Annotated in this window: 16 protein-coding genes; 3 read left to right on the forward strand and 13 right to left on the reverse strand. The window is 61.0% G+C overall.

The features are described from left to right. Positions 1-50: 50 nt before the first annotated feature. Complete coding sequence (locus BLR63_RS09515; RefSeq protein ID WP_010564794.1) at positions 51-1,067, reverse strand: ABC transporter substrate-binding protein; 1,017 nt, start codon at positions 1,065-1,067, stop codon at positions 51-53. Between the two features lie 133 nt (positions 1,068-1,200). Next, a complete protein-coding gene (locus tag BLR63_RS09520) occupies positions 1,201-1,650 on the reverse strand; it encodes a hypothetical protein (RefSeq protein WP_010564795.1) in 450 nt (149 codons plus the stop codon). Positions 1,651-2,067: 417 nt separating this feature from the next. On the opposite strand from BLR63_RS09520, the gene BLR63_RS09525 reads away from it, so the two are divergent. The 3 genes from BLR63_RS09525 to BLR63_RS09535 all read left to right on the forward strand — a co-directional run bounded on the left by BLR63_RS09525 (position 2,068) and on the right by BLR63_RS09535 (position 2,998). Further along, entirely contained in the window at positions 2,068-2,340 is a 273-nt protein-coding gene (locus BLR63_RS09525; RefSeq protein WP_078833910.1) for a hypothetical protein, read from the forward strand. A gap of 114 nt (positions 2,341-2,454) precedes the next feature. Beyond that, the gene (locus BLR63_RS09530) at positions 2,455-2,685 is read left to right on the forward strand and encodes a hypothetical protein (RefSeq protein ID WP_010564796.1); all 231 of its coding nucleotides are present in this window, start codon (positions 2,455-2,457) and stop codon (positions 2,683-2,685) included. A 76-nt stretch (positions 2,686-2,761) separates the two neighbouring features. Then, the gene (locus tag BLR63_RS09535; protein ID WP_010564797.1) at positions 2,762-2,998 is read left to right on the forward strand and encodes a DUF2789 domain-containing protein; all 237 of its coding nucleotides are present in this window, start codon (positions 2,762-2,764) and stop codon (positions 2,996-2,998) included. Between the two features lie 71 nt (positions 2,999-3,069). Here the strand turns inward: BLR63_RS09535 and BLR63_RS09540 are convergent, their stop codons facing one another. The 11 genes from BLR63_RS09540 to iolB form a co-directional block, all read right to left on the reverse strand. Then, the gene (locus tag BLR63_RS09540; protein WP_010564798.1) at positions 3,070-3,273 is read right to left on the reverse strand and encodes a hypothetical protein; all 204 of its coding nucleotides are present in this window, start codon (positions 3,271-3,273) and stop codon (positions 3,070-3,072) included. A 132-nt stretch (positions 3,274-3,405) separates the two neighbouring features. After that, positions 3,406-5,082, reverse strand: a complete 1,677-nt coding sequence (locus tag BLR63_RS09545; RefSeq protein ID WP_373419532.1) for a methyl-accepting chemotaxis protein — start codon at positions 5,080-5,082, stop codon at positions 3,406-3,408. Between the two features lie 112 nt (positions 5,083-5,194). Continuing rightward, positions 5,195-5,599 carry a TraR/DksA family transcriptional regulator gene (locus BLR63_RS09550; protein WP_010564800.1) on the reverse strand — a complete coding sequence of 135 codons (405 nt, stop codon included), beginning with the start codon at positions 5,597-5,599 and terminating at the stop codon, positions 5,195-5,197. A 406-nt stretch (positions 5,600-6,005) separates the two neighbouring features. Beyond that, entirely contained in the window at positions 6,006-7,028 is a 1,023-nt protein-coding gene (locus BLR63_RS09555; RefSeq protein ID WP_010564801.1) for an ABC transporter permease, read from the reverse strand. 58 nt (positions 7,029-7,086) lie between these two features. Next, positions 7,087-8,640, reverse strand: a complete 1,554-nt coding sequence (locus tag BLR63_RS09560) for a sugar ABC transporter ATP-binding protein (protein ID WP_010564802.1) — start codon at positions 8,638-8,640, stop codon at positions 7,087-7,089. Between the two features lie 65 nt (positions 8,641-8,705). After that, positions 8,706-9,641, reverse strand: coding sequence for a sugar ABC transporter substrate-binding protein (locus BLR63_RS09565; RefSeq protein WP_010564803.1), 936 nt, complete (start codon positions 9,639-9,641; stop codon positions 8,706-8,708). Positions 9,642-9,689: 48 nt separating this feature from the next. After that, positions 9,690-9,866: a hypothetical protein gene (locus BLR63_RS31485; protein WP_162830763.1), complete on the reverse strand. Its 177-nt coding sequence runs from the start codon at positions 9,864-9,866 to the stop codon at positions 9,690-9,692. A 128-nt stretch (positions 9,867-9,994) separates the two neighbouring features. Then, positions 9,995-11,023 (reverse strand): Gfo/Idh/MocA family protein, encoded by a 1,029-nt coding sequence (locus tag BLR63_RS09570; protein WP_010564804.1) that lies wholly within the window; start codon positions 11,021-11,023, stop codon positions 9,995-9,997. Between the two features lie 136 nt (positions 11,024-11,159). Then, positions 11,160-12,170 carry a Gfo/Idh/MocA family protein gene (locus BLR63_RS09575; protein WP_010564805.1) on the reverse strand — a complete coding sequence of 337 codons (1,011 nt, stop codon included), beginning with the start codon at positions 12,168-12,170 and terminating at the stop codon, positions 11,160-11,162. 19 nt (positions 12,171-12,189) lie between these two features. Beyond that, complete coding sequence (gene iolD / locus BLR63_RS09580; RefSeq protein ID WP_010564806.1) at positions 12,190-14,121, reverse strand: 3D-(3,5/4)-trihydroxycyclohexane-1,2-dione acylhydrolase (decyclizing); 1,932 nt, start codon at positions 14,119-14,121, stop codon at positions 12,190-12,192. A 10-nt stretch (positions 14,122-14,131) separates the two neighbouring features. Continuing rightward, positions 14,132-14,920 (reverse strand): 5-deoxy-glucuronate isomerase, encoded by a 789-nt coding sequence (iolB, locus tag BLR63_RS09585; RefSeq protein ID WP_010564807.1) that lies wholly within the window; start codon positions 14,918-14,920, stop codon positions 14,132-14,134. Between the last annotated feature and the right edge of the window lie 2 nt (positions 14,921-14,922).

The raw sequence follows: 14,922 nt of genomic DNA on the forward strand, positions 1-14,922 counted from the left end.
TGGGAATTTTTGCCGGTATTTCGTCGCAGACGGATGCAACTCAACGACCGTTATTTCAAGCTCGCCTCAACCTTCTGCGCCACGTCCTGCGGCAACCAGGCCTTCCACACCTCGGGATGTTCCTTGAGAAACGCCTGGGCCACCGCCCGTGGCGCCGTGTGCCGCTCGCTCATGGTCGCCAAGGCTTTGTTCAGCGGATCGATCGGAAACTCGACCTTCTCGAAAACCTGTGCAATCTGCGGATGCTCCTTCTGGAACGGCGCGGACACGCCGATGCTCAACTTGGAGGCCAACGACCGCGTGGGCTTCGGATCGGGGTTGTCCGCATCCGTCAGCGTCTTCCAGGCCTCGGCGTCGAACGGCGGCTCTTCCAGTTGAATCAGCTTGTAGCGTCCCATCAACGGCGTCGGCGACCAGTAGTAGAAGACTATCGGCTTGCCACGGCGAATCGACGAAACGATTTCGGCATCCAGTGCCGCCCCCGAACCGCTGCGGAAGTTCACGTAGCTGTCATCCAGGCCATAGGCCTTGAGTTTCTGTTTGTTGACTACTTCCGAGGTCCAGCCGATGGGGCTATTGAGAAAGCGTCCCTTGCCAGGGGATTCGGGGTCCTTGAACACGTCCTTGTAGCGCGCCAGGTCCGTCACGCTCTTGAGCTCCGGGGCCAGGGGCTTGATGCCTTTGGCCGGGTCGCCCTTGACCACGTACTCCGGCACCCACCAGCCTTCGGTGGCGCCCTTGACGGTATCCCCCAGGCCGATCACCTTGCCTTCGGCCTCGGCCTTGACCCACACCGGGCTGCGACCGGCCCACTCTTCGCCGATGACCTGGATATCATTCTTGGCCAGGGCGGTTTCCAGGGTGATGGTCGTGCCGGGCAAAGTGTCGGTGGGCAGGTCATAGCCCTTCTCGACAATAACCCGCAACACTTCGGTGATGAGGCTGCCGCTCTCCCAGTTCAGATCGGCAAAATGTATCGGCGCCTGGGCGGCCGAAACCGGCACAGCAGCCACGGACAAACCCAGGGTCGTCAGGGACGCGGCCAACAGCGTTCTCAATCCTTTCATGCCTTCGCACCTCGCGATATCGCTGCCAATAGCGCACGGCTTTGCTGCCAATGCGCGAAGCCTCTGAATAGTTAAGTCAACTCAACTGTAGTAGAGGTTCCGGAAGACAACGGATGTTCGAGGTGGTGGCTGATTACTCGCTGGCCTTGAAGGTGACCAGTTCACCCTTGCGCCATTTGGCGGCCTTGCCGGTCACGGCCTTCAGGGTTTTGGTCAGGCCTTCCTGCAGTTGCTCGTTGGCGGCGAACACCAGCATCACGCTGTGGCCTTCCTTGAATACGATGCCCTGGCCTTCAGCCGAGGAAACGAAGGCGTAATCGCCCAGGCCATACACCGTCAACTTGATGTCACGGAACTTCAATTCAAACTTGCCGCCTTCACGACTGGGCAATACCGCGGCGCGGAAATGATCGCCGACTTTGAGTTCCAGGTGTTGTTTGTCATCGACCACCAGGGCCGTTTCGGTATCGATCTCGGCGACGTAGATGCCTTCCGGCGTCTGTTCGGTGATGTAGACAAAACGTGATTGAAACTGTTTGACCAACTTCGCGCGCAAATCACCCAGCACGAATAACGCGTGCATATCCAGATTACTGACTGCCAAGGAAACGCCCCCATATTGAAAAGAGCGCTGTCCGCCACGGCGGGCAGCACAAAAAAACGGCCATCACGGCACGCGCACACAACACATTCGTAGAAAAAACTGAAGAAGATTCCGCTGTTGCGCCATGAGACTAGTACAGACATATGCGATGTACCTTATGCAAGGTCATCCGGCATTACAGGAAATCACAGGTTCAACGACCCGAGAATACGGGTCGACCAACTTCAGAAAACAACCCTATTAAAAACGCAGTTTTCAGACAGCCCACACAAAAGTACATACCTGCCAATGGAACCAGCGGTTGGCGGCCGACGACAATACTAAAACAGCTGCACCGCGCAAAACTACTCAAAACCCTACAGGCGGGTCAACCGAATCGATCGAAAGGAGCAGGCCATGCAACGACTCATCGACGACGCAATGTCTTCGCACAATCGCTCTTCATCTCAGCATGAGGCTCAATACTACCGCTTGCGCGGCTGCGACGGGTACTTGGATTCAGTTCTTTACCAAGTCGTACCTGCCGGTCGAAACTTTTTCCATATCCGTGAAGTACTCAGCGGACGCATAAAAGGCTTTCGCAGCGATCATATCCAAGCCTGCGAACTGGCGAAAAAACTTGAAGCCATCCTGCATGAATCTCCTGGGGGGATCGTTTCGTCACCTTAATGACTTTACTGCGCCGCCGACCCGCAACAACTGCCATACTGGCCCGTCCACTGAACTTTGCCCCTCCCCGGGCCAGGTTTCACCAGTGCAGTTATCTCCAAGGGAAGGCTATACGTGACGGAATTTGATATTGGCGAATTTTTCATCCATGGCGAAGCAAGAGAGGTTGAAGGTGAGTTTCAAGCGGTGATCGTGATGCGGGCCAAGCCGCCGCTGGCCACAATGACCGCGCACCAAGTGGAAAAAGATCGCTGGTTCAAAACCGCCGACGCCGCCGCCATGGCGGCCAAGAACGCGGCCAAGGCCCTCAAGAACGCCGTGGATGCCGGAGCTTTGAATTCCTGAGATTCTGCGACATCCGACAGAACTATGCCGCGTGACAAGCCTCCCATGCATAACGCCCCCTTGCATGGAGAACGAAATGGACGCACCAATCCCCACCCTTGAAACCCTGTTCGCACAATTGGGCCTGGACTCAACCCCAGGCGCCATCGATGCGTTCATCGCTGCGCATCCGTTGTCCGAGGAGGTGAAACTGATCGACGCCCCCTTCTGGTCCCCCCAACAGGCACAGTTTCTCAAGGAGGAACTTCGCGAGGACGCCGATTGGGCGATGGCCGTGGACGAATTGAATCAACGTCTGCATCAATCGCGCTGATTACACTGGCCCCGACAATCAATATGTACCCGATGCACCGCTATCGGGCTCCCCCACAAAGCGATAGCGGATCAATGCAGGCGGTCTGACTGCTCCTGGCGTAACAGGGCTTGCCAGGCAGCCTTGCACTCTTCGGCCTCATCCCGGCTGGAGAACGCGGTACCGCGCTGCTCGCCGTTGAGCAGCACGACCCAGCAGGCTTTCTGTCCCTGGGCACGCAGGGTTGGGGGTACGCCGCTGCCAATCATCACGGCGACATCGACTTTGGTTTGCATGGAACGTCTCCACCACATTAGTTAGCTGACTAACAATGCGCGCCATGCTACGGTTTTCTGCCCGTCGGAAAAAGCTATCCCCCGGAATAGCTTTATTGCACAAGCCGCAATAATTAGCGGCCCGCACCTATCTCAACGCTTGGCCGCCTCAGGTTTATAGCCCAGCCGCAGCCCGCCCCAATGCCGGCCCTTGACCATGATCGGCACCGACAGGTCATGCATCAGCTCGCCCGTATCGCGGGTGTAGGTCTGCAACAGCATCGCTTGCTGATGGCTGCCACAGCGAATACCGGTGCGGTCGTCGAATTTGCGCTTGGTGCGGTTATGCACGGCATCCACTTGGACGTCGCCGGTCAGCGCCTGGGAAAACGCCTTGTTGTGCGTCGGTACATACCCCTGGGGCGTGCAGGCAATGGCGAATACCAACCCTTCGTGACGCGGCAGCAGTGCCTCTTGGATCTGCGGCAATACCCGGTCGGTGTAGCCGTCAAACCGGCTGTGGTATTTGCTCGGGCTGGTATTGGGAATCAGCGTGTAGCTGCGGTCGAACAGGTCATCCTGGCTGATGCGGTTCTCTTGCAGATCGGCCTCGAACTGCGCGGCGATCTGGCTTGCGCCTTCACGCGCAAGGTCATAGATGCGCTGGTGATAGTCATCCAGACCGACTTCCGCCAGGCGTTCGCTGATGGTTTCGGCCTGGCCTTCCATCTGCACGGCGGCTTCCGCCAGTTGACGCGTCTGCTGGTCGCTCACCGTCAGGTCGCTGCGCATTTGCTCGACGGCATGGAACAGACTGTCGAGCTGGGTGCGGTTGGTGTCGGTGCCTTGGGCGATTTCATTGACCTGGCCTTCCACATCCGCAGCCAGGCTGGCGATCGTTTCCAATTGCTCGCCGGCCTGCTCGACCTGCTCCACCCCGGTGTGCAAATCCGCCGAAAGCTGGCGAATCTGCTCCACTACCTGGCCGGTGCGTTGCTGGATATCGGCGACCATCACCCCGACTTCATCGGTGGCCGTGGCGGTGCGCCCGGCCAGCCCACGCACTTCATCCGCCACCACGGCGAACCCGCGCCCGTGTTCACCGGCCCGCGCCGCTTCAATCGCCGCGTTGAGCGCCAGTAGGTTGGTCTGGCTGGCAATCGACTGAATCACCAGGGTCACCCGCTGGATTTCCTCGCTGCGCTGGCTCAGGGCCTCGATCAGCTCGCGGCTGGCATTGGCACGCTGGCTGAGCTGGTGCATGCGGGTGATCGACTGGCCCAGCACTTCACGACCCTCGGTACTGCGTTGATGGGCCTGGCTGGCCGCCGCCAACGCTTCCCGGCTGAGTTGGGAGGTGAGTTTCTCAGTGTCGATCATCACTTCGGCACTGCTGACAATCTGCTGGGCCGCGCCCAATTGCGACTGCACACGGGCCGCCAATTGCTTGACCGAGTAGGCCACGGCAGCGGCGGAGAGTGCATTATGACTGGTGGTATGGGACAGGTCGCGAGTCAGCTCACCAATGGCATCGGTGGCTTCGGACGGTGCCGCGCGGGGCGTATGACTTTTCAGCCGAGGCAGCCAGATCGCCAGCAGCGCCAGCGGTAGACAGAGATATATCGACAGGTTGGCAAACGCCAGGCCCAGCAGCACCAGCACCAAGGCGGTGCTCTGCAGGAGCGGCGTCAACCAGCCAGGCAAACCGCTCGCCACCGACTGCGGTGGCACAGCTGCGCCCATCAGAGTTCCGTCTGCAGCCATGTTCGTCACCCCACTGCTTGTCATTATTGTCTCTGCATTAAACGCCACTATCGGGCCATTATCCATGGGCCTTTAGTGGGGTAGCTTGCAGCAGGTCAATAAACGGAGCGTAGCAGGGTATTTACCGGGAATCGCTTTCTCTGGGGAACCACGCAGGCGATCCCCCAGCTTCACCGCATCAGGCTTGGCGCTGGTGCTTGTCGATCTGCTCGTGGCGCTCTTGCGCTTCGATGCAGTACTTGGTGGTCGGGCTGATCAGCAAGCGCTTGAGGCCGATAGGCTCGCCGCTGTCATCGCACCAGCCGAAGGAATCTTCCTTGATGCGCTCCAGAGCACGCTCGAGCTGCGGCAGCATGCGCTGGTCGCGGTCGATGGCGTTAACCAGCCAGGTACGCTCTTCTTCAACGGAAGCAGCGTCGGCCGGGTCGGCCGGGGTGTCCAGGCTTTCAATGGCGATACGGTTCTGTTCAATGCGCTCGTGGTGTTCCACTTTCATGTCTTGCAGCAACTGCTCAAAAAAAGCGTGCTGTTCGGCATTCATGTAGTCATCCGCCGGCATGGCCAGCAACTTTTCCTTTGTCATTGATTTCTCTATAAAAAATACGTGCATTAAGGCGAATAAGGGAGCGTTCCGAAGCGCCTGTGCAGGTCTCGGAAAGGCGCCGTCCATTTCAAGCGCCACTCGGCACTCAATTTACGAGGGGCGGCAGTCTAAGGCCGAGTTGAGGGCTCAGCAACTGAAATGACAGGCAATTTTTCCGATATAACCCCAAAAGACACCAGGACGGGCTTGGCGAATGGTTATCGGAGTGCGTTTATAGCAAGAAATTCAAGTTTGTGGAGCTATATAGAAGACAAACGGTTAGAACGGGCTCACACCGATCAACCTATAAGAGGGGCTTGCTGCCGATGGCGGGGTGTCAGTCGCGGGCAATCCCGACTGTCCCAGCGCAATCGGGTGCAAGCCCCCTTCCACATGTTCCACTGCGTCAGCGCTTGAGCTTGCGCTTGTTGCGGTACTGGTCGATCACCACCGCCACCACGATGATCAGGCCCTTGATGATGTCCTGGATATACGCATCCACGCCGACAAAGGTGAACCCGCTGGCCATCACCCCAAGGATCAACGCGCCGATCACTGTACCGGTGATGCGCCCTACCCCGCCCGCCAGGCTGGTGCCGCCGATGACCGCGGCGGCGATCGCGTCCAGTTCATAGGACATGCCCATGCCCGCCTGACCGGTGGCCGCGCGTGCCGAGGCGACCACGCCGGCCAGGCCGGCCAGCAAGCCGGCGATGCTGTAGACGATGATCAAGTGACGCTTGACGTTGATCCCCGAGGTCCGCGCCGCCTGCATGTTGCCGCCGATGGCATAGGTGTACTTGCCGTACTTGGTGTAGCGCAGGGCGATATGGAAGATCACCGCCACCACCAGAAAGATGATCACCGGCATCGCGCCATGGCCGATGGCCGTGTACGAATCCGAGAGCATGCTCACCGGTTGGCCTTCGGTGTAGTAACGCGCCAGGCCACGGGCCGAGACCATCATGCCCAGGGTCGCGATGAACGGCGGGATACCGGTGACCGCGATGATGCTGCCGTTGATCGCACCCGCCAACAGCCCCACCCCCAAGCCCATCGCCACCGGAATCCATACCGGCAAGTCAGTCAGGCTGGGAAACACCGCGCGGGAAAAATCCGAAGTTTGCGCCAGACTGGCAGCGATCATCGCCGACAACGCCAGCACCGAGCCTGAGGACAGGTCGATCCCCGTAGTGATGATCACCTGGGTCACGCCGATTGCCAGCAAGCCGATGATCGAGACTTGCAGGATCATCAGCACCAGGCGCTGGGAGTTCATCAGGAAGCTCTGGTCACGCACGATCCAGCCGAACACCTCAAAAACCAGGCCGATGCCGATCAGCACCAAAAAGATGCTCAGTTCGGTCGGCAGCCGCCGACGACTCTTGGTCGGCAGCGTCGCCGGCTTGTTATCGGTTATCGCGTTCATCACCCATCACCTTCTTATTCTGTGGCACGGACCAAACGCAGGCCCGCGCGTCTGTTCGTCAGTGGACCGCGGTCATGCCGGAGGCCAACTGCATGACTTTTTCCTGGGTCGCTTCAGCACGGTCCAGGGTGCCCATCAGTTCGCCTTCGTGCATCACCATCACCCGGTCGCTCATGCCCAGCACCTCGGGCAGTTCCGAGGAAATCAGGATCACCGCCATGCCTTCGCTGGCGAGGAAAGCGATCAAGCGATAAATCTCGGCCTTGGCACCGACGTCGATGCCACGGGTCGGCTCATCGAGGATCAGCAAGCGCGGATGGGTCATCAGCCAGCGCGCCAGCAGGGCTTTCTGCTGGTTGCCGCCGGACAAGGTGTCGATGCATTGCTCCAGGGACGGCGTCTTGACCCGCAGCTTCTTGCACATGTCTTCGCACAGGGCGCGCAGGGCCTTCTGCTGGATGAAACCGTTGCCCGAATAGTGCGGCAATACGGCCATTTCCATGTTTTCCAGCACCGACAGACACGGAAACAGCCCGCTGAGCTTGCGGTCCTCGGTCAACAGCGCGAAGCCTTTTTCGATGGCCATGTGCGGGTCGCTGATGCGCACCGGCTTGCCGTCAAGTTCGATCTTCCCGCCATCGCTTGGGGTGATGCCGAACAGGGTTTCCGCCACATTGGTGCGACCCGAGCCCATCAGGCCGGCGATGCCGAGGATCTCGCCGGCATGCAGGTCGAAGGACACGTCCTTGAACACCCCGTCCAGGCGCAGGTCGCGGACCGACAGCAGGCGCTCGCCGATGGGCGTCTCGCGCACCGGGAACAACTGGCTCAGCTCGCGACCGACCATCATCGAGATCAGGCTGTCGCTGTCCATGCTGTCGGCGCGCTGCAGGCCGATGTACTGGCCGTCGCGAAACACCGCCACTTCATCGGCGATGGCGAACACTTCGTTCATCTTGTGGGTGATGTAGACAATGCCTTTGCCCTGGGCCTTGAGGTCGGCAATGATCGAAAACAGGTGGGCCACTTCCTTCTCGGTAATAGCCGACGTCGGTTCATCCATGATCAGGATGTCGGAGTCGTAGGACACGGCCTTGGCGATCTCGACCATCTGCCGCTCGGCGATGCTCAGGTTGCCGACATGTTCCTCCGGGTCCAGGTTGATGCGCAGGCGCGCCAGCAGTTCGGCGGTGCAGCGGTGCATTTCGCGGTGGTTGACCATGCGCAGGCTGTTGAGCTGCTCGCGGCCGATCCAGATGTTCTCGGCGATGCTCATGTGCGGCATCAGGTTGAGTTCCTGGTGGATCATCGCGATCCCGGCCTTTTGCGCCGCCAGCGGCGTCTCGAACACGATCGGCTTGCCGCGCAGGCGGATTTCACCGGCGTCGGGCTGGTAGATACCGGCGATGATTTTCATCAGGGTCGACTTGCCCGCGCCGTTCTCGCCCATCAGCGCCAGCACCGAGCCTGGGCGCACGCGCAGTTGCACATCGGCCAGGGCGACGACGCCGGGAAAGCCTTTGCTGATATTGAGGATTTCCAGCAGGTAGGGCGCTTCCAGCGGCGGCGGCTGGATACCGGGAGGCTGCGAGACAGTCGCTTGAGCGAGCATAAGGAGGTACTCCATCTACAGGGCGGCCCATGCCGCCCTGCCGGCTTATTGTTGTGATGTCGGGGCTACTTGAAGTCTTTGACGTTGTCCGGGGTGATCAGCTTGAACGGGATGACGATGTTCTGTTCGATCGTCTCGTGCCTGGCCATCTTGCGTGCCGCCTCCAACGAGCCGACCCCTTGGCCCTTGGCGTCCTGGAACACCGACACGGTCATCTCGCCCTTGGAGATCGCATTCAAACCGTCCGGCGTGCCGTCGACCCCGGCAATCAACACGCTGCCCGGCTTGGTCCCGGCGGACTTGAGCGCCATGGCCGCGCCAATCGCCATCTCATCGTTGTTGGCCAGCACCGCGTTGAATTCGCGGCCCTGGGTCAACCAGTCGTTGACCAGGGTCATGCCGCGATCACGCAGCCAGATGCCGGTCTGTTCCTGCTCGATCTTGATGCCCGGGTATTTGGCGAGGACTTCCTTGATGCCCTTGGTGCGGTTGGTGGTGGAGTTGTTCGCCAGGTCGCCCAGCAGGATCACGATCTTGCCCTTGCCGCCGAGTTTGTCGGCGATGTACTGCATTTGCAGGCGGCCGGCTTCTTCGTCGTCGGAGGTCACAGCGGCCACGCCCTTGGGCAAGTCTTTCTGGTCGGGACGGCGGTTGACGTAGACCAGCGGAATCCCCGCCTCGATCGCCGACTTGCTGATGCGCGCCGTGGACGCGGTGTCCACTGGGTTGACGATGATCGCGTCGACTTTCTGGCTGATGAAATTCTCGACCTGACTCAATTGCTTGACCACGTCGGCGCGCGCGTCTTCGAACTGCAGTTGCACCCCATCGCCCTTGGGATAGGACTTGGCGTGCTTGTCCATGTACTCGCGCACGTTGGTCAGGTAGGTGTCATCGAACTGGGACATGCTCACGCCGATCTTCAGATCGGCGGCCAGGGCAGCACCGCTGCCCAGCAACAGGGACAAGGCCAGGGCGGTAAAACGGATCGGGGTCTTCATGAACGGTCTGTCTCCACTTTATTGTTGGTTTTCTGGACGTTGCGTTTATCAGAGCGAGGTGGGCAGCCTTACGATGGGGGCGCCGGGGATGCAGCAGACCAACGCGCCTTTGTTTTCGACGCACAGCACGTTGAGCAAGGAGAAGTAGAACGGCCGGGCGCGAGGCAGGTCGCGTGGCGTGTGGGCAGGGCGTAAAACTCGCAGTACAGCGTTGAAGATTTTCATCTGACGGTACCTGGTTGTTTTTGATCTTGTTTTTGTCGAGTCGTCCAGATCGAGTCCGGGACGTACTTTATGCAACCTGGAAAAGACTTTATTGGAAAATAATTTCTATATCAACATGTTTTAGAATTTTATTCTATTTTTGTTGAAACCACCTGCTGACGCTCGGCGCTCAGGCGTGCGGCGTCCAGTATCCGCGTGGTCTCCAGCGCGTCATACGCATCCACGGGCAGCGGCCCCTGGCCCTGCACGGCACGTTGCAACTGGCGATAGAACTGCGTCCAGCAACCCTTTTCCGATGGCACGCGCTCGCGCTCCGGCCCCTGTTCGAACCAGCCCCAGCGACGATGCTCCTCGGCGCCCCAATGTTCACCTTCGGTTTTCGGCGACTTGCCGGCTATCAATGCGTCCTCCTGGCCGTCCAACCCTTCGATGGTGTAGCAACCCAACGTGCCGCTGACGCGAAAACGCGGCGCCTGGCTGTTTTGCAGGGCGTTGCCCCACAGGTGGGAAATCACCCCGTTGGCGTGGGTCAGGGACACGAAGAAACCGTGGTCGAGGGCCGGATACTGCGGGCTGAACTGCAACTGCGCGAACACCCGGTCCACCGGGCCGAACAATTGCAGCGCCTGGTCCACCAGGTGGCTGCCCAAGTCACGCAACCAGCCGCCACCGCTGGCATTGCCCACGGCTTGCGGGCTGTAGCGTTCGACGCGGGACTCAAAGCGGGTGACGGTGCCCAAAGCACCGGCATCCATGAGTTTGCGCAGGGTCAGGTAATCCGAGTCCCAGCGGCGGTTCTGATAGACGCTGAGCAACACGCCCTGGCGCTCGGCGGCGGTGATCAGCGCCTGGGCCTGTTCCGCGTTGGCGGCGAACGGTTTGTCGCTGACCACCGCGACGCCGTGTTCGATGGCTTCCAGTACCAGGGCCGGACGGCCTTTGAGGGTGGTGGAAATCACCAGGGCATCGACGCCGGCCTCGACGATCTGGCCGATGGAATCGAAGGCCTTAAGGCTCGGGTGGTCGTTTGCCAGCTGTTGGCGACGTTCGGGGGAACGAGTCACCACGCCGACAAACGTCGCGCCGGGCAACGTCGCAATCAGCGGCGCATGAAAGAAGCGCCCTCCGTGGCCGTAGCCGACCAGTCCAATTCGCATGATTCACTCCTTCTGTGAAGTGCAAACCCAATCCACATGTGGGAGGGGGGCTCGCTCCCGATAGCAGTGTGTCAGTCAACTAATGTGTCCCTGATCCATCGTCATCGGGAGCAAGCCCCCTCCCACACTGATCGCGTCAGCCGTAGAAATGGGGGCGTTCGGGCAGGCTGACCTTGACGATCTGCCCACTGCCCTGCGCTTGGATGCACGCATCCGCCGCCACCGCCGCCGCAAACCCGTCCCACGCCGACGGGCCGCCGACCTGGCCGGCCAGCACGCTGTCGATGAACGCTTGCAACTCTACGTCGTACGCACCGATAAAGCGGTCCTTCCAGTCCATCAGAATCGCGTTGGACAGCTTGGCGCCACTGCGCAGTTGCACCTGGGACGGCTCGGGCAGTTTGGCGATACCGGTCTCCCCCACGACTTCGCACTGGATGTCGTAGCCGTACTGGCAGTTCACGAACACTTCCACATCGATACGCGTGCCCTTGGCGGTTTCCAGCAGCACGATCTGCGGGTCGCGCAGGTGGGCCAGGGCCTTACTGGTCTTGCGCGGGAACACCACTTGCACGGACACATAGTCGTCGTCGAGCAACCAGCGCAGCACATCCAACTCGTGGATCAGCGTGTCGGTGATCGCCATGCCGGTGGTGTAGTTTTCGCCGACGCTCGGGTTGCGGTGCGCGCAGTGCAGCATCAACGGCTCGCCGATCTGGCCGCTGTCGATCACCGCCTTGAGGGCGCGATAGCCTTCGTCGTAAGGGCGCATGAAGCCGACTTGCACCAGGCGCTTGCCGTGGGCGACTTCGGCCTCGACGATGTGGCGGCAACCGTCGGCGGTGACCGCCAGGGGTTTTTCGCAGAACACCGGTTTGCCGGCAGCGATGGCGGCGAGCACGAACGCCTCGTGGCTCGGGCCCCATGACGTCACGAGAATGGCTTCGACCTGCGGCGACTGGATCAGCGCATGGCCGTCGGGGTACACCTCGGCGTCCAGCTTCAATTCAGCGACCACCTTGGCCGCCTGTTCCAGATTGATGTCGGTCACCGCCACCACCTGGCTGTTGAGCAAGGTCTGGCTGCAACGCCGAATATGATCCCGGCCGATGGCCCCCGTCCCGATAACGCCCAGCTTCAAAGACATACGTTCACTCCTCTTGTTATTAGTACTGCCGGGCCTTGGCCAGCTGTTCATTGAGTTTTTTCGCTGCCGCGTTGGTCCGCTCGCTGGTGGACACCTGGGCCACACCCACGCGCCACCACGACAGGTAGCCGTGCACCATGGTCTTGGGCAGCACCTTGATATCGATCAGCGTCGACACCGTTTGCATGCGCGCATCGGCCAGGGCCGCCCGCAGCTGTTCCACGCTGCTGACCTTGTAGGTCTTGCAGCCATAGGCCGCCGCGCTCATGGCGAAATCCACCGGCACCAGGCCGCCGTCGAGCTTGCCGCTCTCGGGGTTGCGGTAGCGGAACTCGGTGCCGAAGCTGTCCATGCCGTTGCCGATCTGCAGGTTGTTGATGCAACCGAAAGCCATGTTGTCCAGCAGCACCACGTTGATCTTGCGTCGCTCCTGGATCGAGGTGGCCAGCTCCGAATGCAGCATCAGGTAGGAGCCGTCGCCGACCAGGGCATACACCTCTTTGGTCGGCTCGGCCAGCTTCACGCCAAGGGCGGCGTTGATCTCGTAGCCCATGCACGAATAGCCATATTCGACGTGGTAGGTGTTCACCCCTTTGCTGCGCCATACCCGCTGCAAGTCGCCCGGCAGGCTGCCGGCGGCGGCGACGATAATGGCGTCGTCGGCCAGGGTGTCGTTGAGCACGCCGAGCACGCGGCTCTGGGTCAGGCAGGAGCCGGTCAGTTCGATGAATTCACGCAGTACGGCGCGATCCAGGCGGTCATCGACCTCGGGCACGAACCCTTCGCCCTGATACTCAACCTGATGCACACGATCCACCTCTGCCTGCAACTGCGCCTTGGCCTCACGCACCTGCTCGCCCCAGCCGCTGCGGTAATCGCCGAGGGCATCGGCCAGCGCTTCGAGGGCGACTCTGGCATCGCCCAGCACTTGCACGCCGTCGAGTTTCACTGCATCGCAGGGGCTGATATTGAGGTTGAGGAACGTCACGTCGGTGTGTTTGAACAGGGATTTGGACGCGGTGGTGAAGTCGGTATAACGCGTGCCGATCCCGATGATCAGGTCCGCTTCCGGCGCCAGCAGGTTGGCCGCCAGACAGCCGGTCTCGCCAATGCCGCCAACGTTCAGTGGGTGACTGGAGACCACCGCGCTCTTGCCCGCCTGGGTTTCGGCGAAGGGAATCCCATAGCGTTCGGCAAAGGCTTGCAGCGCCGCATTCGCGCCGGAGTATTTCACCCCGCCGCCACAGATGATCAACGGTTTGCGCTTGCCCCTGAAGGCCGCCAGCGCATCGCCGATCATCGCCGTGGTGGGTGCACGCCGCTCGATACGGTGCACGCGTTTTTGCAGGAAATAATCCGGGTAGTCCCAGGCTTCGGCCTGCACGTCCTGGGGCAGCGCCAGGGTCACCGCGCCGGTTTCGGCGGGGTCGGTGAGCACGCGCATGGCGTGGATCGCGGCGCTCATCAGTTGTTCGGGACGGTTGATGCGGTCCCAGTATTTGCTCACCGAACGGAACGCATCGTTGGTGCTGATGCTCAGGTCGTGGAACTGTTCGATCTGTTGCAGCACCGGGTCAGGCTGGCGGCTGGCATACACATCGCCGGGCAACAGCAGCAGCGGGATGCGATTGGCGGTGGCCGTCGCGGCGGCGGTCAGCATGTTCGCCGCACCGGGGCCAACGGACGCGGTGCACGCATAGATCTTGCGACGCAGGTGCTGCTTGGCAAAACCGATGGCGGCGTGGGCCATGCCCTGCTCGTTGCGGCCCTGATGCACCACCAGGTCGCCGCTGTCCTGCTCCAGGGCCTGGCCCAGACCGAGCACATTGCCGTGGCCGAAAATCGTGAACACTCCGGCAACGAACTTGCTCTGCACGCCGTCGACTTCGATGTATTGGTTATCCAAAAACTTCACCAGGGCCTGGGCCATGGTCAATCGGGTTGTGCTCATGTCGCGCGCCTCAGAGGTCCAGCAGCCAGCTGTGCTGCGGGTCGTTATGGAAATGCCAGGCACGCTTGGGGCCGGCCATCACGTTCAGGTAATAGGACTCGTAGCCATACGGCACGCTGACCGGGTGATAGCCCTTGGGCACCACTACCAGATCGCTGTTTTCCACGGCCATGGCCTGGTCGATGCTGCGGTCATCGGTGTAGACCCGCTGGAACACGAAGCCCTGGGGCGGGTTGACCTGGTGGTAATAGGTTTCTTCGAGAAAGCTCTGGTGCGGCAGGTCGTCGGTGTCGTGCTTGTGTGGCGGGTAGCTGGACGAATGCCCGGACGGCGTGCGCACTTCCACCACCAGCAGCGAATGGGCCGGCTCGCTGTCGGGCAGGATGTCGCACACGTAGCGAGTGTTGGCGCCCTTGCCGCGCACGCTGCGCTTGCAGGCTTCGGGGCGGATCAGGCGCGGGGCGTAACCGGGCGCGCCGGGGGCGGCGCAGACGGCGATCTGCACATCGCTCAAGGCCGTGACCTGGGCGTCGGTGCCCGGTGGCAGGTAGGCGGCGAACGGGGATTTGTCCTCGAACACCGATTGACGATCACCGAGGTTCTGCCAGTCGAAGCCGTCGCCCTGGATAGTCACCCGGCCGCTGAGCAGCACCAGGCACAGCTCCCGATCACCGGCACTGACCGGCAGGGCTTCACCCAGGCTCAGGCGGTAAGCGGCAAAGCCCACATACTCCAGGCGCCCGTCTTCCAGGGCGACCATGGTGCGTCCGCGTTGGTTGCTTTTGACCAGCAAGCTCATCA

It is taken from the genome of Pseudomonas extremaustralis (genome assembly GCF_900102035.1).
Classification (GTDB): Bacteria; Pseudomonadota; Gammaproteobacteria; order Pseudomonadales; family Pseudomonadaceae; genus Aquipseudomonas; species Aquipseudomonas extremaustralis.